The sequence below is a fragment of the Lentzea sp. NPDC055074 genome (genome assembly GCF_053608005.1).
On sequence record NZ_JBSGUQ010000006.1, the window covers coordinates 323,690 to 341,518 of the forward strand.

Here is a 17,829-nt window from a genome sequence, read left to right on the forward strand (position 1 = left end):
ATTTCCCTCGACGAAACATTGCGGAGCATCGGGTTAACGCGCGCTTCCTAGCGTTCGAAGGCGTGACCACCCATTGCCCCTACTGCGCGCTGCAGTGCTCCATGAGCGTCATCGACGGCCAGGTGAGCCCTGGTCCCGGTGGGCTGTGCCAGAAGGGCTGGACGGCGGGGGAGCTGCTGCGCCACCCCGGGCGGCTCACCACGCCGCTTCTGCACGGTTCGCCGGTGTCCTGGGACGAGGCGCTGGACTTCGTGGCGTCGCGGATCACCTCCTACGAGCCCGACGAGGTCGCCGTGTTCGGCGGCGGCGGGCTGACGAACGAGAAGGCCTACGCGCTCGGCAAGTTCGCGCGGGTGGCGTTGAAGACCTCGCAGATCGACTACAACGGACGGTTCTGCATGTCGTCCGCCGCGGCCGCGGGCACCAAGGCGTTCGGGCTGGACCGCGGGCTGCCGTTCCCGCTCACGGACCTGCGCGGCGCGGACACCGTGCTGCTCGCCGGGTCGAACCCGGCCGAGACGATGCCGCCGTTCCTGCGGCACCTCGAAGGCGCACGGCTGATCGTCATCGACCCGCGTCGCACGCCCACCGCCGAGCGCGCGACGCTGCACCTGCAGCCCGCCCCCGGCACGGACCTGGCTCTGGCGCTGGGACTGCTGCACACGGCGGTCATCGAGGGCGTGATCGACAAGGAGTACATCTCCTCGCGCACCACGGGTTTCGACGACGCCTGGCGGGTGGCGGCGGCGTGGTGGCCGGAGCAGGTCGAACGCGTCACGGGTGTGTCCGCCGCCGACCAGCGCGCCGCCGTGCACATGCTGGCCGGGCGGTCGTACGTGCTGACGGGACGGGGCACCGAGCAGCACGCGTCGGGCACCGACAACGTCTCCGCGTGGATCAACCTGGCCCTGGCACTGGGACTGCCGGGCCGTGAGGGCTCCGGGTACGGCTGCCTGACCGGGCAGGGCAACGGGCAGGGCGGGCGGGAGCACGGGCAGAAGGCCGACCAGCTGCCGGGCTACCGCAAGATCGACGATCCCGCCGCACGGCGGCACATCATGGACGTCTGGGGTGTGACCTCGCTGCCCGGTCCGGGGCGCAGCGCGTACGAACTGCTCGTCGCGGACGACATCAGGGCGATGCTGGTGTTCGGCAGCAACCCGGTGGTGTCGGCGCCGCGGGCGTCCGGTGTCGTCGACCGGTTCAAGGCTCTGGACCTGTTGGTGGTGGCGGACTTCGTGATGTCGGAGACCGCCGCGATGGCCGACGTCGTGTTCCCGGTCACGCAGTGGGCCGAGGAGGACGGCACGATGACCAACCTCGAAGGCCGGATCATCCGGCGCCGCAAGGCACTCGACCCGCCTGCCGGGGTGCGCAGCGACCTGGAGCTGTTGCAGGGCCTCGCTTCCCGCCTCGGCGTCGGCGAGAAGTTCCCCGTGCAGCCCGTCGATGTCTTCGAGGAGCTGCGCCGCGCGTCGGCCGGTGGTCTCTCCGACTACTCCGGCATCACCTACGAACGGCTGGAGTCCGAGCAGCTGCACTGGCCCGTGCCGTCCGTGGATCACCCTGGTACGCCAAGGCTCTTCCTCGACGAGTTCGCCCACCCCGACGGCCTGGCGCGGTTCGTCCCCGTCGACCACCGCGGCCCCGCCGAGCCGCCCGACGCCGAGTTCCCGTTGCAGGCCACCACCGGCCGCGTCCTGCAGCACTACCAGTCCGGTGCGCAGACGCGGTTGATCGGCGAGCTCCTGAAGGCCGTTCCCGAGATGTACGTGGAGGTCCACCCGGACACCGCGGCGCGGTTGGGGCTCGCCGCCGGTGAGTCCGCGCACGTCGTGTCCAGACGGGGAACGGTGACGGCGGTCGTGCGGTGCGTGCCGAGCATGCGTGCCGACGCGGTGTTCCTGCCGTTCCACTTCCCCGGCGACGGACGGGCCAACCTGCTCACCAACCCCGCGCTCGATCCCACGAGCCGGATGCCCGAGTTCAAGGTCTGCGCGGTTCGATTGGAGCGGGCATGAGACGAGTCGTGATCGTCGGGTACGGCATGGCGGGGGCGAGGCTGGCGGACGAGCTGCGCCGCCGTGACGCCGGCATCTCCATCACCGTGGTGGGTGCGGAACCGCACGCCGCCTACAACCGCGTGCTGCTGTCGACCGTGGTGGCGGGCGCGATGACGCCGGAGTCGACGCGGCTGCACGACGACCGGTGGGCCGCGGACCACGACGTCGACCTGCGCCTGGGCTGCGAGGTGCGGGAGATCGACAGGTCGTCGCGGACCGTCGTGCTCGGCTCCGGCGAATCCGTTCCCTACGACTCCCTCGTGCTCGCCACCGGCAGCGTCCCCTGGGTGCCGCCCGCCGAGGGCCTCCTGGAGGACGGTGGGCTCGCCCCCGGCGTCGTCGCCTTCCGCACCCTCGACGACTGCGCCCAGATCGAGGCCAGGGCGCAGAAGGGCATGCCCGTGGCCGTCCTCGGCGGCGGCCTGCTCGGCATCGAGGCGGCCCGCGGTCTCGCCGGACGCGGCTGCCTGGTCACCGTCGTGCACCCCGTCGGCCACCTCATGGAACGCCAGCTCGATCCCGGTGCCGGCAGCGTCCTCGCCCGCACGCTCGGCCAGCTCGGCATCGAGTTCCGCCTGAACGCCCTGGCCGCCAAGTACCTCCCCGGCGACGGCCTGATCCTCGACGACGGCAGCCACGTGCCCGCCGAGCTCGTCGTGGTGTCCGCCGGCGTGCGCGCCGAGACCTCGCTGGCGGTGCGCGCCGGTCTGACCGTCGACCGCGGCATCGTCGTGGACGACGCGTTGCGCACCAGCGACCCGCGCGTGCACGCGATCGGTGACTGCGCCCAGCACCCCGGCACGGTGTCGGGCCTGGTGCAGCCCGCGTGGGACCAGGCCGCCGTGCTCGCGGACCGCCTGACCGGCACGGACCCGGCCGCCCGCTACCGCGGGACCTCCGTCGTCACGCGGTTGAAAGCACGCGACGTCGACCTCGCGGCGCTGGGTGACGTGCACGTCGACGTGGACTGCCCGGACTCGGAGGTCCTGTGCTTCCAGGAACCCTCGCGCGGCCGGTACGCCAAGCTCGTGCTGCGCGACGACCGGGTGACGGGCGCGATCGTGCTCGGCGCACCGGATGCGGCCGCCACGATCACCCAGCTCTACGACCGCGGCATCCCGGCGCCGACCGACCGGCTCGCGTTGCTGCTGGGACGGGCGTTGCCCGCCGAGGCCGCGTCACCGGCCGACCTTCCGTCCAGCGCGGTGATCTGCCGCTGCAACACCGTGTCCAAGGGGCAGATCGTGTCCGCCTGGCGCGCGGGCGCGGAGTCGTTGCCGCAGCTCGCGGAAGCCACCAGGGCCACCACCGGCTGCGGTGGCTGCAAGGACGCGGTGTGCGGGCTGCTCGAATGGCTCGATACCTCACAGCCCGCGTCGGCATGATGTGCGGTGGAGTTCCCGTCGGCGTCATCGGCGAGAACCCCTTGGTAATGCGCCATTTCTAGGGTTTCGGCAGTTGCCGACGCCGCGGAGGACGTACATGAGCTGGATCGACCACTGGGAACCGGAGAAGCCCGAGTTCTGGGAGTCCACCGGTAAACGGATCGCTCGCAAGAACCTGGCGCTCTCCATCTTCGCCGAGAACCTCGGGTTCAGCGTGTGGGTGCTGATGAGCATCGTGGTGGTGAGCCTCGGCTCCGTCGGGTTCGACTTCAGCGTCGGCCAGCAGTTCTGGCTGCTGATCGTGCCCAACCTCGTCGGCGCCGTGCTGCGGGTGCCGTACACGTTCGCGGTGCCGAAGTTCGGCGGCCGGTTGTGGACGACGATCAGCGCAGGGTTGCTGCTGATCCCGTGCACGATGCTGGCCTACGCCGTGTCGACGCCGGGCACGCCGTACTGGTTCTTCCTGCTCACCTCGGCCGCGATGGGCCTGGGCGGCGGCAACTTCTCGTCGTCGATGGCGAACATCTCGTTCTTCTACCCGGAGGGCAAGAAGGGCCTGGCGCTCGGCATGAACGCGGCCGGCGGCAACCTGGGCGTCGCGATCACGCAGCTCGTCGTGCCGTTCGTGATCACCCTCGGCACCGGGATCAACCTGGCCTACTCGGCGTTGATCTGGATGCCGTTCATCGTGGTCGCCACGGCTCTCGCGTGGCTGTTCATGGACAGCCTGACGCAGGCCAAGCCGGACGGGCAGTCGTACAGGCTCGCGCTGTCGAACCAGCACACGTGGGTGATGTCGTTCCTGTACATCGGCACGTTCGGCTCGTTCATCGGGTACTCGTTCGCGTTCCCGTCGCTGATCAAGCTGAGCTTCGTGGACTACAAGGGCTGGGTGGCGCTCGCGTTCCTCGGCGCGCTGATCGGCTCGGTGGCCCGGCCGCTGGGCGGCTGGCTCGCGGACCGCGTCGGTGGCGCGAAGGTGACGCTCGGGACGTTCGTCGGGCTCGCCGTCGGCACGATCGGCGTGATGGTCAGCGTCGACTCGCGGAACTTCGCGCTGTTCTTCGGCTCGTTCATCGCGCTGTTCGTGCTGGCGGGCGTGGGCAACGGCTCGACGTACCGGATGATCCCGGCGATCTTCCGCACGCAGTCCGACGACGACAAGTCCGCCAAGCGGCAGGCCGCCGCGGTGGTCGGCATCGCCGGTGCGGTCGGCGCAGCCGGCGGTGTGCTCGTCAACCTGGTGTTCAAGTTCTCACTCGAGGGCTCGAAGACGCTGACGCCCGCGCTGACCGCGATCCTCGTGTTCTACGGGCTCTGCCTGGCCACGACGTGGTGGTTCTACCTGCGGCGCAACGTGTTCGCGGCGCGGCCGTCGCTCGCCTACGCGGGCGTGTGACGCACACCGCCTGATCTGCGGAGAGAGTTTCCTTTAACACCCGCGCAATGTCGCGGACCTGGGGATGACACGCCGTCCGGTGAGCATACCGGCGGAAGGAGGGATGCCCGATGACTGCGTCGACTGACAAGACCCTGGTCGTGATCGGCAACGGCATGGTCGGCCACCGGCTCGTCGAGGTCCTCCGCGACTCGTCCTGGCGGATCGTGGTGTTCGGCGAGGAGTCCCGCCCCGCTTACGACCGCGTGGCGTTGTCGTCCTATGTGGACAGCTGGGACTCCGCGGACCTGGAGCTGCCCGCGCTGAGCGGCTGCGAGCTCCGCCTGGGCGAGAAGGCCGTGTCCGTGGACCGCGCCCGCAAGGTCGTGACCGGTGCCTCCGGTGTGGAGATCGCGTACGACGCCCTGGTGCTGGCCACCGGTTCGGCGCCGTTCGTGCCGCCGGTGCCCGGTCGCGACCTGCCGGGGTGCCACGTCTACCGCACGATCGACGACCTGGACGAGATCCGGGCGACGGTGGAGGCGGCCTCCCGTCCCGGCCGGAAGTCCGGGATGGTGCTCGGCGGCGGTCTGCTCGGGCTGGAGGCGGCCAACGCGTTGCGCGGCATGGGAGTCTCGCCGCACGTCGTCGAGCTGGCACCGCGGCTCATGCCGATCCAGGTCGACGACGGCGGTTCGGCGCTGCTCAAGCGGCTGGTCGAGAAGCTGGACCTGACCGTGCACACCGGGACCTCCGCCTCCTCCATCGAACGCGACGGGTCGCGGCTGATCGCCAAGCTGGCGTCCGGTCTCGAGCTCGACCTGGACGTGGTGGTGTTCAGCGCCGGCATCCGGCCGCGCACCGACCTCGACCTGGGGCTGGAGCTGGGGCCGCGCGGCGGGTACCTGGTCGACGCCGCCTGCCGGACCTCCGACCCGCACGTGTTCGCGATCGGCGAGTGCGCCGCCGTCGAGGGCGTGACGTACGGGCTGGTGGCCCCCGGTTACTCGATGGCCGAGGTGGTCGCCGACCAGCTCTCCGGTGGGGCGCGGGTGTTCCCCGGCGCCGACGTGTCGACGAAGCTCAAGCTGCTCGGCGTCGACGTGGCGTCGTTCGGAGACGCTCATGCCGCCACCGAAGGAGCGCTGGAGGTCGTCGTCAACAACGCCGTCGCCGGCACCTACAGCAAGCTCGTGGTGTCGGACGACGCGCGCATCCTGCTCGGAGGCGTGCTCGTCGGCGACGCCTCGTCGTACCTGTCGTTGCGGCCGTTGGTGGGCAAGGAGGTCCCGGCCGCGCTGTTGCAGCCCGGTGGGGCCGTGGACGTGGAGATGCCCGCCGACGCGCAGGTCTGCTCCTGTCTCGCGGTGACCAAGCAGACCATCACCGACGCGATCCAGTCCGGTGTGGCGTGCGACGTAGCCGAGCTGAAGGCGTGCACCAAGGCCGGCACGGGCTGTGGTTCGTGCGTGCCGATGCTCAAGAAGCTGCTGACCGAGTGCGGTGTCGAGCAGTCCAAGGCGTTGTGCGAGCACTTCACGTACTCCCGCGCGGAGCTGTTCGAGATCGTCCGGGCGACGCGCGTGACGACGTTCTCCGCGTTGGTCGAGAAGCACGGCACCGGACGTGGCTGCGACATCTGCAAGCCCGCGGTGGCCTCGATCCTGGCGTCGCTGGGCAACGGGCACATCCTCGGTGGCGAGCAGGTCTCGTTGCAGGACACCAACGACAAGTTCCTGGCGAACCTGCAGCGCAACGGCACGTACTCGGTGGTGCCGCGCATCCCCGGCGGCGAGATCACGCCGGAGAAGCTGATCGTCATCGGCGAGGTGGCCCGCGACTACGGGCTCTACACGAAGATCACCGGCGGTCAGCGCATCGACCTGTTCGGCGCGACCGTCGACCAGCTGCCGGAGATCTGGCGCCGGCTCGTCGACGCGGGCTTCGAGTCCGGGCACGCGTACGGCAAGTCGTTGCGCACGGTGAAGTCCTGCGTCGGCACGACTTGGTGCCGGTACGGCGTGCAGGACTCCGTCGGTCTCGCGATCGAGCTGGAGCTGCGCTACCGGGGGCTGCGGTCGCCGCACAAGCTCAAGTCCGCCGTGTCCGGGTGCGCGCGCGAGTGTGCCGAGGCGCGCAGCAAGGACTTCGGCGTGATCGCCACCGAGAACGGCTGGAACCTCTACGTGGGCGGCAACGGCGGGTTCACGCCCCGTCACGCCGACCTGCTCGTGTCCGATGTGGACACCGAGCAGCTGATCCGCGTGATCGACCGGTTCCTGATGTTCTACATCCGCACGGCCGACCGGCTGCAGCGCACCGCGGCGTGGCTGGAAGGGCTCGACGGCGGGCTCGACCACCTGCGCGAGGTCGTCGTGGACGACAAGCTCGGCATCTGCGCGGAGCTGGAGTCCGCGATGGAGTCGCACGTCTCCGACTACGCCGACGAGTGGCGCGGAGTGCTGGAGGACCCGGAGAAGCTGGCCCGGTTCACGTCGTTCGTGAACGCGCCGGGTGTGCCGGACCCCTCGATCTCGTTCCGCGCTGAACGTGGTCAGCGCGTCCCCGTGTCCCTGGGCATCCCGGAGGTCGTCAGGTGATCGTCTGTGACTTCGACGTGTTGCGTCCGGAACAGGGCGTCGCGGCGCTGCTGCCCGACGGCTCGCAGGTGGCGGTGTTCCTGACCGCGGAAGGCTCTCTGCACGCCCTGGACAACATCGACCCGTTCAGCGGCGCGGCGGTGCTGTCACGCGGCATCGTCGGCGACCGCGGCGGCGTGCCCGTCGTGGTGTCCCCGGTCTACAAGCAGGCTTTCGAGCTGGCGACCGGGAAGTGCCTCGACGAACCGTCCGTGTCCGTTGCGGTGCATCAGGTGCGCGTGCGTGACGGTGTTGTGGAGCTGACATGACGGGCCCGTTGGCGGGCTTCACGATCGGCGTCACCGCGGCCCGCCGTGCCGACGAGCTCATCGCCCTGCTGGAACGCAAGGGCGCCTCCGTCCTGCACGGTCCGGCGTTGCGGATCGTGCCCCTGCCGGACGACGCGACCCTGCACGCCGCGACGCTGGAGCTCGTGGCGTCGCCGGTGGACGTCGTCGTCGCCACGACCGCGATCGGGTTCCGCGGGTGGTTCGAGGCGGCGGAGGGGTGGGGGCTGGCCGCACGGCTGCACCGCGCGCTGGAGGGTGCGGTGGTGCTGCCGCGCGGGCCCAAGGCGAAGGGTGCCGTCCGGGCGGCGGGGCTGGTGGAGGCCTGGTCGCCGTCGTCCGAGTCGAACGCCGAGCTGTTGCAGTACCTGCTGCGAATGGGTGTGTCCGGGAAGCGGGTGGCCGTGCAGCTGCACGGGGAACCGTTGCCCGACTTCGTGAACACCCTGGCGGCCGCCGGGGCCGACGTCGTCGAGATCCCCGTCTACCGGTGGGAGCCGCCGGCGGACACGGGGCCGCTGTTGCGGTTGATCGACGCCGTGGTGGCGGGGCAGGTGGACGCGCTGACGTTCACCTCGGCGCCCGCGGCCTCCTCGGTGTTGCGGATGGCTCCGGACCTCGGGGCATTGGTCTCGTGCCTGCGCCGGGACGTCCTGGTGGTCGGGGTCGGGGCGATCACCGCCGGGCCGTTGGTCGCCGCCGGGATTCCCGTGGTGCAGCCCGCTCGGTCGCGGATCGGGTCGATGGTGCGGGAACTGGCCGTGGAGCTGCCTTCCCGGGCGTTGCGGTTGCGGATCGCGTCCCTGGACATGGAGATGCGTGCTCAGGCCGTGGTGATCGACGGCGAGCTGCGGCCCGTCGCGCCCGCTCCGATGGCCGTGTTGCGGACTCTCGTGGCCGCACGTGGGCGGGTCGTGTCCCGGCAGGACCTGTTGGCCGCCTTGCCCTCCGGCGGCGAGGAGCACGCCGTGGAGACGGCGATCGGGCGGTTGCGGACCGCGCTGGGGTCGCCGCAGATGGTGTGCACCGTGGTGAAACGTGGGTATCGGCTAGCTATGGAGCCTGCATGAAGCTGGTGTTGGCGTTCCACGGGACGCGTGATCCGCGTGGTGCGGTGGTGTGTGCGGAGATCGCCGCGGCCGTCCAGGCCTCGGTGGACGTACCGGTCGCCGTCGCCTACGCGGACGTGGTCGAGCCGTCTGTCCGATCCGTTGTGGACGGACCGTGCGTCGTGGTGCCGGTGTTCCTGGCCGCGGGCTATCACGTCCGGGTGGACATCCCGGAGCAGATCGGGTCCCGGCCCGACGTCGTGCTGACCGCGCCTGTGGGACTGGACGCGGTGCCGTCGGTGCGCGATCGGTTGCGAGAGGCAGGTTTCCGCCGCGGCGACGCAGTCGTGCTCGCCGCGGCGGGTTCGTCCGACGCCCGGGCCCTGGCCACGGTGCGGCGAGCGGCCGCGTTGCTCGGGGCGTCCGCGGTCGGGTACGTGGCCACCGCGACACCGCGCGTGCCGGACGTGGTCGCCGGGCTGCGCGGACGCCGTGTGGCCGTCGCGTCGTGGCTGCTGGCGCCCGGCGTGTTCCACGGCTCGCTCGCCGCCTGCGGGGCGGACGTCGTCGCCGAACCCGTTGGGGCGCATCCGCTTCTGATCGACGTGCTGGTGCGCCGGTACTACGAGGCCCGGTTGTCGCGCACGGCCTGAGCTACCAGAGGCCGGGAGCCTCGGCGCCCTCGTCCTTGCGCGCGGACTCCCAGCGGTAGTCCCGCAGGTTCACCTTGCCGTCGAGGTTGGGCACGCCCTCCTCGTGCAGCAGCTGCAGCTGGGTGTCGCGCAGGTGCGGGGCGCACGTGCCGTCCGCCTTGAGGACCCGTTGCCACGGCAGGTCGCGGCCGTCCTCGTTGAGGATGCGACCGACCACCCGTGGCGACGGGGCCTTGGCCAGATCCGCGATGTCGCCGTACGTGGCGACGCGTCCGCGGGGGATGGCCAGGATGACTTCGCGGACCCGCTCGTGGATCTCTTCGTCCATACCGGTGATTCTAGTGGTGTGACACAGAACGTTGACCGGCAACGTTCTGAGCCACACCACCAGCTAGATCGTCCTCGCCCACCGGGCGACGGCGGCGTGGTAGTCCGGCGCGTTCGGCGCGTAGTTGATGGAGTGGCCGTATCCGTTGAGCACGTAGGTGTCGAAGCGCGGGACGGCCGGGAAGAACGGGGCCTCGTCCGCCTTCAGCGCGGCGGGACTGGAGCAGTCGCTGCCCATCAGCGGGACGCCCGAGCCGCAGAAGTGGGTGTCGTCGCCCACGACCAGGAACACCGGCACCCTGATCTGGCGGGAGATCGGGACGACCACCGTGTTCAGCAGGATCGTGTCGACGGCCTCGGTGACGGCGAAGACGTCCTTGGTGGCCTCGTCGAACGAGATCGAGCCCGGGACGAGCGGGCCCGGTTTGTGGAACGAGTTGTAGCGGGTGTCCGGCATCGTGGTGAGGTAACCGGCGTCGAGGCGCGCCGGGATCATGTTCGCCAGCACCGGGACGACGGTGATGTAGTTCATCTTGTGCGTGAAGCCGGTGACCAGCACGCCGTCCACGTCGCGGTACGTGCCCGCCTCGATCATCGCCATCGCCGAGCCGATGGAGTGGCCCGCGACGATCACCTTGGTGAAGCGGGGTTTCAGGGTCGAGATGACCTGGTGGACCGCGCTCGCCTGGGTCGACGCCGTCACCAGGGCGCTCAGCGGTTTGCTGCTCCTGCCCGTGCCCAGGCGGTCGAGGGCGAGGGTGGCGAAGCCCGCGCTGTTCTGGGACCGGGTGAACGAGTGGGTCGACGGTTCGTAGCCGACGTCCCAGTACGTGCGGTCGTACGTGCCGCCCGGGATCAGGACCTGCACGGTCCTCGCGCCGTCGGGGACGCACAGCCTGCCCGCCATCGTCTCCTGCGTGGTGACCAGCGGGGTCAGGCCGATGCGCACCGGGTAGGTGACGTCCTGGCAGGTGGTGGCGGCGGAAGCGGTGTGCGGGGCTGACAGGATTCCGGTGGCGAGCAGCGCCGCGGCGCAGAGCCGGCGGAAACGCATGGGGGTACTACCTCCAACTAGTCGCGGGGAACGGCCTTCATGAGCAGGCCGCGGGGGTACGGCGCGGACGTGAACCTCACGCGCGCCGGACGGGTGGGCACGAGCCTCCAGCGGGAGGCGATCGTGGCCAGCGTGATGACGATCTCCGTCTGGGCGAAGGTGTTGCCCAGGCACTGGCGGTTGCCGCCGCCGAACGGGATGAACGCGCCGCGGGGCAGGCCCGCGGTGAACTCGGGGGTCCACCGCTCGGGCCAGAAGCGTTCCGGGGACGGGAAGTAGCGTTCGTCGTGGTGCAGGGCGTGCGGGCTGACGATCACCTCGGCGCCCGCGGGCAACGAGACGTCGCCGAGCCGCACCTCCGTCAGCGTGCGGCGCATGACGAACCAGATCGGGTACATCCGCAGGGTCTCCTGCACGACCTGCGTCGTGTACGGCAGCGAGGCGACGTCGGCGAACGTCACCGCGCGGGCGCCGACGACCGCGTCGACCTCGGCGTGCAGCCGTTGCTCGATCTCCGGTGTCCTGCCCACCTCGTAGAGAGACCACGCCAGCGCGATCGCCGTGGTCTCGATGCCCGCGGTGAGCAGGGTCAGGACCTCGTCGTAGGTCTGCTGGTCGGTCATGCCGACGCCGTCCTCCTGCGCCAGCAGCAGCATCGACAGGACGTCGCCGTTGTCGCGGCCGTCCGCGCGCCAGCTCTCGATCACCTGCAGCACCACGGCTTTCATGCGCGCGATGGCCGCGTCGAACTCGCGGTTGCCGGGAAGCGGTAATCGTTCGACGAACGACGGCGACAGCGCGCGGATCATGCCCTGCTGGATGACCGTGAAGATGGACCGGCGGACCTCTTCGACCGCGCGCCTGCCGATCTCCGTCGAGAAGAGCGTCTCGCCGACGATGGTGACCGCGAGCTCCTGCATGTCGTCCTCGATGACGCGGACCTCACCGGGGCGCCACCGCGCAGCCAGCGAAGCAGCAGCACGAGCCATCGTCGAGGCATGGGCTTCAATCCGTTCCCGATGGAACGCCGGTTGCATCATCCGGCGCTGGCGCAGGTGGTACTCGCCGTTCGACAGCAGCAGTCCCGTCCCCAGGTAGGGCTGGAACTTGTCGAACATGGCGCCCTTGCGGAACTTCGATCCTTGTGACACCAGCACTTCGTGCGTCAGCGCGGGGCTGGTGACGAAGTGCGCGTGCAGCGGGCCGAGGTCGAGGCGCACGACGTCGCCCTGTTCGTGCAGCGCGTCGGTGAACCTGGCGCGCCGCGTGAGCATCGACGGGGTGTGTCCGAGCAACGGCCATCGGTGGGGAGCCACCGGGACGGGCATCCGGACTCCTGTGGAGTTGGGCCGAATGGGGATGGACCACCCTAGGAGCCGTTTGGGGTAAGACGACAGTGCCTGAACGGGTGGTTCGGCGTCACTCTGTTGGTGCAGTGCGCGCGGCGCGCGGGTGACTAAGCTCGTGCGTCTTCCCCGACGAGCCACGAACGACCGAAGAGGTGTTCCCCGTGGCAGAGACCCAGAACTGGGTTCCGCTCGGCATCGACACGAACGTACCGAGCATGGCCCGCGTCTACGACTACATCCTCGGCGGCGCCCACAACTTCGCCGCAGACCGGCAGGTCGGCACCCAGATCGAGAAGCTGGTTCCAGGACTGCCGAACGTCGCCAGACTCAACCGCCGGTTCCTCGGCCGGGCGGTGAACTTCCTGATGGACCAGGGAATTCGCCAGTTCCTCGACATCGGTTCCGGCATCCCGACCGTCGCGAACGTGCACGAGGTCGCCCAGGAACGCGACCCGGCCGCGCGCGTCGTCTACGTCGACAAGGACCCCGTCGCCGTCGCCCACAGCCGATTGTTGTTGGCTGACAACGACAACGCCGCCATCGTGCAGGCCGACATGCGCAAACCGGAGACCGTGCTGTCGAGTCCCGAGGTCGCGAGGCTGCTGCGCCTCGACGAACCGGTGGGCCTGTTGATGCTGCTCATGATGCACTGGGTGCCCGACGAGGACGGTCCGGAGAAGCTCGTCGCGCACTACCGCGACGCGTTGCCCGCCGGCAGCTTCCTCGTGATGACGCACGTGGCCAAGGACCAGATCGACGACACCGTCGACCAGGCCGCCGCGGTCGTGAACCAGAGCCGCAGCGCCGACCAGATGCACATGCGCGACCACGCGCGGGTCAGCGCGTTGTTCGACGGGTTCTCGCTGGTGGAGCCCGGGCTCGTCGGCTGCGGGGAGTGGCGCCCGGACGGACCCGGTGACTTCGCCGACGAGGCGTCGATGAACATGTTCTTGTACGCTGGGGTCGGTCGTAAGGACTGAAACCACGCAGTAGTGTCGGAGGATCACACGGTTGGCGCAACGGGCGCCGACTGCCGGTGGGTACACTGCCGGACACTCTCCAACCCATACAGGGCAACGGGAATGACGAAACCGAGCCGAAGACCCGATGCCGCTCCACCTGAGGACACCGCCGCCGTCCGTGCGCGAGAAGCCTTGTCGCGCAAGTGGAGCTACCTGCTCAGCAGCGTCGTCGTAGTCGCGCTGAGCAGAGAGGAGCTGGACGCCGAACTGGGCGCCCAGCTCGGCGCATTGTGCGCGGCGCTGCACAGCGAACCGTTCGACCCTGCTCCGTTCGAGGAGGTCGGCGAACGGCTCGTCGCTCTCGGCTACGTCAACGAGCCCGGGCTGAAACGCACGGTCGACGTGCTCGGCAAAGGCTTGCTGGCGCTGGAGGAGTTCCGCTCGAGCGACCAGCACACGGTCCGCGTCGTGGGCGGGATCGGTGCGCTGACGTGCGGCTTCACCGCCGCGAGGGCACGCGCGATCCTGGACCAGCAGGAGAGCATGCAGCGCTCGCTGCTCAAGGCCGCGCACGACGCGCAACGCGACCAGCGCCAGAGCGAGGCGAAGTTCGAGGGCATCGCGTCCTCGTCCACCAACGGCATCCTGATCGTCGGTCTCGACGGGAGACTGGCCTGGGGCAACGAGTCGATCGGCGTGATCATCGGACGTCCGCCCGCAGCGGGCACCCGTCTCGCCGAGCTCATAGCGCCGCCGTCGATCGTCGTGTTCCGCGAGATGATGGAACGGGTGCTGGGTGAGCGCGCCGAGTTCGAACGCGAACCGATGCAACTCGTGCGCGGTGATGGGGACTTCGCCAAGGTGACGCTCACGGCGTCGCTGCTCAGGGACGACGAGGGCAAGCCCAGCCACGTCCTGGTGATGGCGGACGACGACACGGAACTCGCCCTGTTGCAAGGAGAACTGCGCCGCCAGTCGCTGCACGACGTGCTGACCGGCCTGCCGAACAGGCAGTTCTTCACCACCCACCTCGAAACGGTGCTGCGCCGGGCCGACCCCGAGTTCGGCGTGACGATCCTGCACCTCGACCTCGACGCGTTCGGCCTGGTGTGCAACAGCCTCGGCGCCCGCGTCGGCGAACACCTGCTCCAGCACGTCGCGCGCAGGCTGCGGGCCGTGATGTCGCACGAGAAGGCCATGATCGCGCGGTTCGACGGCGACGAGTTCGGCATCGTCGTGGAGAACACCGCGCTCACCCCGGACGTCGCGACCACGATGGCCGCCATCAACGCCGACCTGGGCGAACCGACCTATGTGGACGGTCACGGCCTGGCGGTGTCGGTGAGCGCGGGCGTCGTGCACCGGCCACTGGCCGACGTCGACCCGGTCGAGCTGCTGCGCACGGCCGACCTGGCCCTGCGGCAGGCCAAACGAGACCGCCGCGGTCAGTGGGAGTTGTTCCACACCAACGAGGACGCCACCGGACGCCGTGACGCGGCGCTCGCCGTCGTGATGCCGGGAGCGTGGGAGCAGGGCGACATCGGCGTCGTCTACCAGCCCGTGCGCGACCTGGCGACCGGCGGGCTGGCCGGCGTCGAGGCGTTGCTGCACTGGGATCTCTCGGACCGCTGCGCCGCGCTCGCCGACGAGAGCGGCCTCATCCTGCCGATGGGCGAGTGGCTGATCCGGATCGCCACCGGCCAGGCCCAGTGGTGGCGCCAGCGCGGCGAGCTCGACCAGCAGTTCGGCGTGCGGCTCACGCACCACCAGTCGACCGACGCGGACCTGGTGTCACGGGTGTCGAAGGTGCTGGAGGAGACCGCGATGCCGGCCGCCAGGCTGACGCTGAGCATGCCGGTGGGCGTGCTGGGCGTGGCCGGCGCGGCGGACAACCTGGGCACGCTCGCGGACATGGGCGTGCGCATCGCCCTCGACGACTTCGGGCTCGGCCCGCGCGACCTGGCGTGGCTCTCGGAGCTGCAGGTGGTGTCCGTGCTGGTGCCGAAGGACCTGGTGCACCGGCAGGATCCCCGTTCGGCCGCGCTGATCCCGGCCGTGCACGAGCTGGGCGTGAACCTCTGCGTGGACGGCATCGAGACCGCCGAGCAGGAGAAGTGGTGGCAGGAGAAGGGCGCCGACCTCGCGATCGGCGCCCACTACGGCTCCCCGCTCGACGCGGGCGAGTTCCTGCGGAAGATCTCCTAGAGGCCGCGCTGCCATGCGGTGACGGCCGAGTGGTACCGGCCGGCCGTCTTGGTGTCGAAGTTGAAGACGTGCCCGTACCCGTTCACGACGAAGCCGTCGACCCGCGGTGCCTTGGGGTAGAACGGTTTCTCGGACCGGACCAGTGCCGCGGCGGACGAGCAGTCGGCGCCGAGCGGCGGGGTGCCGCAGAAGTAGTCGTTCGACGTCTGGACGGTCATCACCGGCACGTCGATGAGCGCGCTCACCGGCAGCACGAGGTTCGACATCAGCGCGGTGGTCACGAACTCGCTCGCCGACACGACGTCCTTCGTCGCCTCGTCCAGGGTGTTCACGGCGGGAACGCTCGGCCCCGGCGCGTGGAACATGCTGTAGCGCGTGCCCGGTGCCGTCGTCAGGTAGCCGACGTCGAGGCCCCGCAGGCTCAGCTTCGGGTCGATCACGGCGGGGATCAGGTTCGTCAGCGCGGGCACGGCCCTGACGTAGTCCCACTGGTGCGTCATGCCGGTGATCAGGACACCGTCGACGTCGCGGTACCGGCCGGCCTCGGCCATCGCGATGGCCGAGCCGATGGAGTGCCCGCCCACGAGGACCTTCGAGAACCGCGGGCGCAGGTTCTGGATGATCTGGTGCACCGCCTCGGCCTGGTTCGGCACGTCGACGAGGATGCTCAACGGCTTCGAGCTCTTGCCCGAGCCGATCCGGTCCACCGCCATCGTGGCGACGCCCGCGCTGTTCATCGCGCGGGTCACCGACCGGGTCTCACCCTCGACCGGGATGTCCCAGTAACCACTGGTGTACGTGCCACCGGGGACGAGCACCTGCACGGTCGTGGCTCCCTGCGGGACGCACAGCCTGCCGTACATCGTCTGCCGGATGAGCCCGAACTGGACGGGCGTGTACACGTCCTCGCAGGTGGTCGCCGCGGCGCTGGCCGGAGCGGGAACCGGGAGGAGGGCAGCGAGCAGCACGGCGGCACAGAGCCGACGGAAACGCATGGGGGAAACAACCTCCAGCTAGCGGGGGACGACCTTCATCATCAGGTCGTTGGGGTAGGCCGCGTTCGTGAACTTGGTGCGCACGGGCCGGTCGGGGACCAGCCGGTAGCGCGCGCAGACCGTCGCCACGACGATGGCGATCTCGGTCAGCGCGAAGTGGTTTCCGATGCACTGGTGGATGCCGCCGCCGAACGGCACGAACGCGCCCTTCGGCAGCTCTTTCGCTCGGCCGGGTGTCCAGCGGTCCGGGTCGAAGCGCTCGGGCTCCGGGAAGTTCTGCGGGTCGTGGTGCATGGTGTGCGGGCTGAGGATCACCTCGGTGCCCGGCGGCAGCACGGCGCCACCGAGGTTCACTTCCTCGGCGGTGCGGCGCATGACGAGCCAGAGCGGGTACTTGCGCAGGACCTCCTGCGCCACCTGGCCGAGGTAGGTCAGCTTCGGCACGTCGTCGATCGTGATCTCGCGCCCGGCCAGCACCTCGTCGATCTCCGCGGCGACCCGCCGTTCGACCTCGGGGTTGGCGGCGATCTCGTGGAAGATCCAGGCCAGGGCGAGCGCGGTGGTCTCGATGCCCGCGGTGAGCAGCGTGATGACCTCGTCGAAGACCTGGTCGCCGGTCATCGGTTCGCCGGTGTCGGGGTCGCGCGCCATCAGCAACGTCGACAGCAGGTCGCCGTGGTCGGTCTCGTCGCCGCCGCGGCTCTTGATGACCTCGGTGACGATGGCCCGCATCCGGGCGATGGCCTCGTCGAACTCGCGGTTGGCCGGGATGGGCAGCTTCTCGACGAACCCCGGTGAGAGCGCGCGCAGGATCCCGTTGCGGATGATCACGAAGACCGAGCGGCGGGACTCGTCGATCGCCTTCTTGCCGATCTCGGCGGAGAACAGCGACTCACCGACGATCGTGACAGCCAGGCCCTGCATGTCGGCCTCGAGCTGCCTGACGTCGCCGGGACGCCACCCGTCCAGCAGGTCGAGCGTCGCGCGGAGCATGGTGTCCGCGTAGCCCGCGATCCGGTCGCGGTGGAACGCCGGCTGCATCATCCGGCGCTGGCGCAGGTGGAAGGCACCGCTCGACACGGCCAGGCCGTTGCCGACGAACGGGCGGAACTTGTCGTACATCCGGCCTTTGTGGAACTTCGGCGCGTCGGTGACCAGCACCTGGTGCGTCAAAGCCGGACTGGCGACGAAATAGGCGCGCATCGGCCCGAGGTGTACTTCGACCAGATCACCCTGGCCTCGTAAATTCCCGGTGAATGCGAATCTTTTCCTGAGCATTGGCAACGAATGCCCGAGAAATGGCAGCCGACCGGGTGCCACCGGGACGGACATCATCGCTCCTCGCGAGGTGGAAAGAGATCGGGCCACCCTATGAGTCGTTCGGTCGAGAGTGACAGTGCCCGATCGGGTGGAGTGTGTTCACACTTGCGGCGTAGTCGCTCGCGCTTTGTGCGTGACTAAGCTAGTGCGTCCGCAACCTGAA

Annotated in this window: 14 protein-coding genes; 9 read left to right on the forward strand and 5 right to left on the reverse strand. The window is 69.8% G+C overall.

Features of this window, described 5'->3' with window-relative positions; translation table 11 throughout:
* Nucleotides 1–101 precede the first annotated feature (101 nt).
* The 7 genes from ACWF7A_RS17400 (at nt 102) to ACWF7A_RS17430 (ending at nt 9,454) form a co-directional block, all read left to right on the forward strand.
* Nucleotides 102–2,021, forward strand: coding sequence for a molybdopterin oxidoreductase family protein (locus tag ACWF7A_RS17400; protein WP_452251549.1), 1,920 nt, complete (start codon nt 102–104; stop codon nt 2,019–2,021).
* Nucleotides 2,018–3,448 (forward strand): FAD-dependent oxidoreductase, encoded by a 1,431-nt coding sequence (locus ACWF7A_RS17405; RefSeq protein ID WP_452251445.1) that lies wholly within the window; start codon nt 2,018–2,020, stop codon nt 3,446–3,448. Before ACWF7A_RS17400 ends, ACWF7A_RS17405 begins: the two co-directional genes overlap by 4 nt.
* A gap of 97 nt (nt 3,449–3,545) precedes the next feature.
* A complete protein-coding gene (locus tag ACWF7A_RS17410) occupies nt 3,546–4,847 on the forward strand; it encodes an MFS transporter (RefSeq protein ID WP_452251446.1) in 1,302 nt (433 codons plus the stop codon).
* A 110-nt stretch (nt 4,848–4,957) separates the two neighbouring features.
* Nucleotides 4,958–7,426 carry a nitrite reductase large subunit NirB gene (gene nirB, locus ACWF7A_RS17415; RefSeq protein ID WP_452251447.1) on the forward strand — a complete coding sequence of 823 codons (2,469 nt, stop codon included), beginning with the start codon at nt 4,958–4,960 and terminating at the stop codon, nt 7,424–7,426.
* Complete coding sequence (gene nirD / locus ACWF7A_RS17420) at nt 7,423–7,734, forward strand: nitrite reductase small subunit NirD (protein WP_452251448.1); 312 nt, start codon at nt 7,423–7,425, stop codon at nt 7,732–7,734. Before nirB ends, nirD begins: the two co-directional genes overlap by 4 nt.
* Nucleotides 7,731–8,822, forward strand: coding sequence for a uroporphyrinogen-III synthase (locus ACWF7A_RS17425; RefSeq protein ID WP_452251449.1), 1,092 nt, complete (start codon nt 7,731–7,733; stop codon nt 8,820–8,822). Before nirD ends, ACWF7A_RS17425 begins: the two co-directional genes overlap by 4 nt.
* On the forward strand, nt 8,819–9,454 hold the full coding sequence (locus ACWF7A_RS17430; protein WP_452251450.1) for a sirohydrochlorin chelatase: 636 nt from the start codon (nt 8,819–8,821) through the stop codon (nt 9,452–9,454). Before ACWF7A_RS17425 ends, ACWF7A_RS17430 begins: the two co-directional genes overlap by 4 nt.
* A gap of 1 nt (nt 9,455) precedes the next feature.
* On the opposite strand, the gene ACWF7A_RS17435 is transcribed toward ACWF7A_RS17430, so the two are convergent.
* The 3 genes from ACWF7A_RS17435 to ACWF7A_RS17445 form a co-directional block, all read right to left on the reverse strand.
* Complete coding sequence (locus ACWF7A_RS17435; RefSeq protein ID WP_452251451.1) at nt 9,456–9,782, reverse strand: MGMT family protein; 327 nt, start codon at nt 9,780–9,782, stop codon at nt 9,456–9,458.
* Nucleotides 9,783–9,845: 63 nt separating this feature from the next.
* Nucleotides 9,846–10,835 carry an alpha/beta hydrolase gene (locus ACWF7A_RS17440; protein ID WP_452251452.1) on the reverse strand — a complete coding sequence of 330 codons (990 nt, stop codon included), beginning with the start codon at nt 10,833–10,835 and terminating at the stop codon, nt 9,846–9,848.
* Between the two features lie 17 nt (nt 10,836–10,852).
* A complete protein-coding gene (locus ACWF7A_RS17445) occupies nt 10,853–12,163 on the reverse strand; it encodes a cytochrome P450 (protein ID WP_452251453.1) in 1,311 nt (436 codons plus the stop codon).
* Nucleotides 12,164–12,345: 182 nt separating this feature from the next.
* On the opposite strand from ACWF7A_RS17445, the gene ACWF7A_RS17450 reads away from it, so the two are divergent.
* Nucleotides 12,346–13,164 carry an SAM-dependent methyltransferase gene (locus ACWF7A_RS17450; RefSeq protein WP_452251454.1) on the forward strand — a complete coding sequence of 273 codons (819 nt, stop codon included), beginning with the start codon at nt 12,346–12,348 and terminating at the stop codon, nt 13,162–13,164.
* Nucleotides 13,165–13,338: 174 nt separating this feature from the next.
* On the forward strand, nt 13,339–15,351 hold the full coding sequence (locus ACWF7A_RS17455) for a putative bifunctional diguanylate cyclase/phosphodiesterase (RefSeq protein WP_452251455.1): 2,013 nt from the start codon (nt 13,339–13,341) through the stop codon (nt 15,349–15,351).
* Here ACWF7A_RS17455 and ACWF7A_RS17460 read toward each other — a convergent pair.
* Both ACWF7A_RS17460 and ACWF7A_RS17465 read right to left on the reverse strand, forming a co-directional pair.
* Entirely contained in the window at nt 15,348–16,346 is a 999-nt protein-coding gene (locus ACWF7A_RS17460) for an alpha/beta hydrolase (protein ID WP_452251456.1), read from the reverse strand. The genes ACWF7A_RS17455 and ACWF7A_RS17460 overlap by 4 nt on opposite strands.
* Before the next feature lie 18 nt (nt 16,347–16,364).
* Complete coding sequence (locus ACWF7A_RS17465) at nt 16,365–17,678, reverse strand: cytochrome P450 (RefSeq protein ID WP_452251457.1); 1,314 nt, start codon at nt 17,676–17,678, stop codon at nt 16,365–16,367.
* Nucleotides 17,679–17,829: the final 151 nt, after the last annotated feature.

Coding starts and splice junctions, on each gene's coding strand:
- ACWF7A_RS17400 (WP_452251549.1), top strand. CDS start 102: ATGAGCGTCATCGACGGCCAGGTGAGCCCTGGTCCCGGTGGGCTGTGC.
- ACWF7A_RS17405 (WP_452251445.1), top strand. CDS start 2,018: ATGAGACGAGTCGTGATCGTCGGGTACGGCATGGCGGGGGCGAGGCTG.
- ACWF7A_RS17410 (WP_452251446.1), top strand. CDS start 3,546: ATGAGCTGGATCGACCACTGGGAACCGGAGAAGCCCGAGTTCTGGGAG.
- nirB (WP_452251447.1), top strand. CDS start 4,958: ATGACTGCGTCGACTGACAAGACCCTGGTCGTGATCGGCAACGGCATG.
- ACWF7A_RS17425 (WP_452251449.1), top strand. CDS start 7,731: ATGACGGGCCCGTTGGCGGGCTTCACGATCGGCGTCACCGCGGCCCGC.
- ACWF7A_RS17430 (WP_452251450.1), top strand. CDS start 8,819: ATGAAGCTGGTGTTGGCGTTCCACGGGACGCGTGATCCGCGTGGTGCG.
- ACWF7A_RS17435 (WP_452251451.1), bottom strand. CDS start 9,782: ATGGACGAAGAGATCCACGAGCGGGTCCGCGAAGTCATCCTGGCCATC.
- ACWF7A_RS17440 (WP_452251452.1), bottom strand. CDS start 10,835: ATGCGTTTCCGCCGGCTCTGCGCCGCGGCGCTGCTCGCCACCGGAATC.
- ACWF7A_RS17445 (WP_452251453.1), bottom strand. CDS start 12,163: ATGCCCGTCCCGGTGGCTCCCCACCGATGGCCGTTGCTCGGACACACC.
- ACWF7A_RS17460 (WP_452251456.1), bottom strand. CDS start 16,346: ATGCGTTTCCGTCGGCTCTGTGCCGCCGTGCTGCTCGCTGCCCTCCTC.
- ACWF7A_RS17465 (WP_452251457.1), bottom strand. CDS start 17,678: ATGTCCGTCCCGGTGGCACCCGGTCGGCTGCCATTTCTCGGGCATTCG.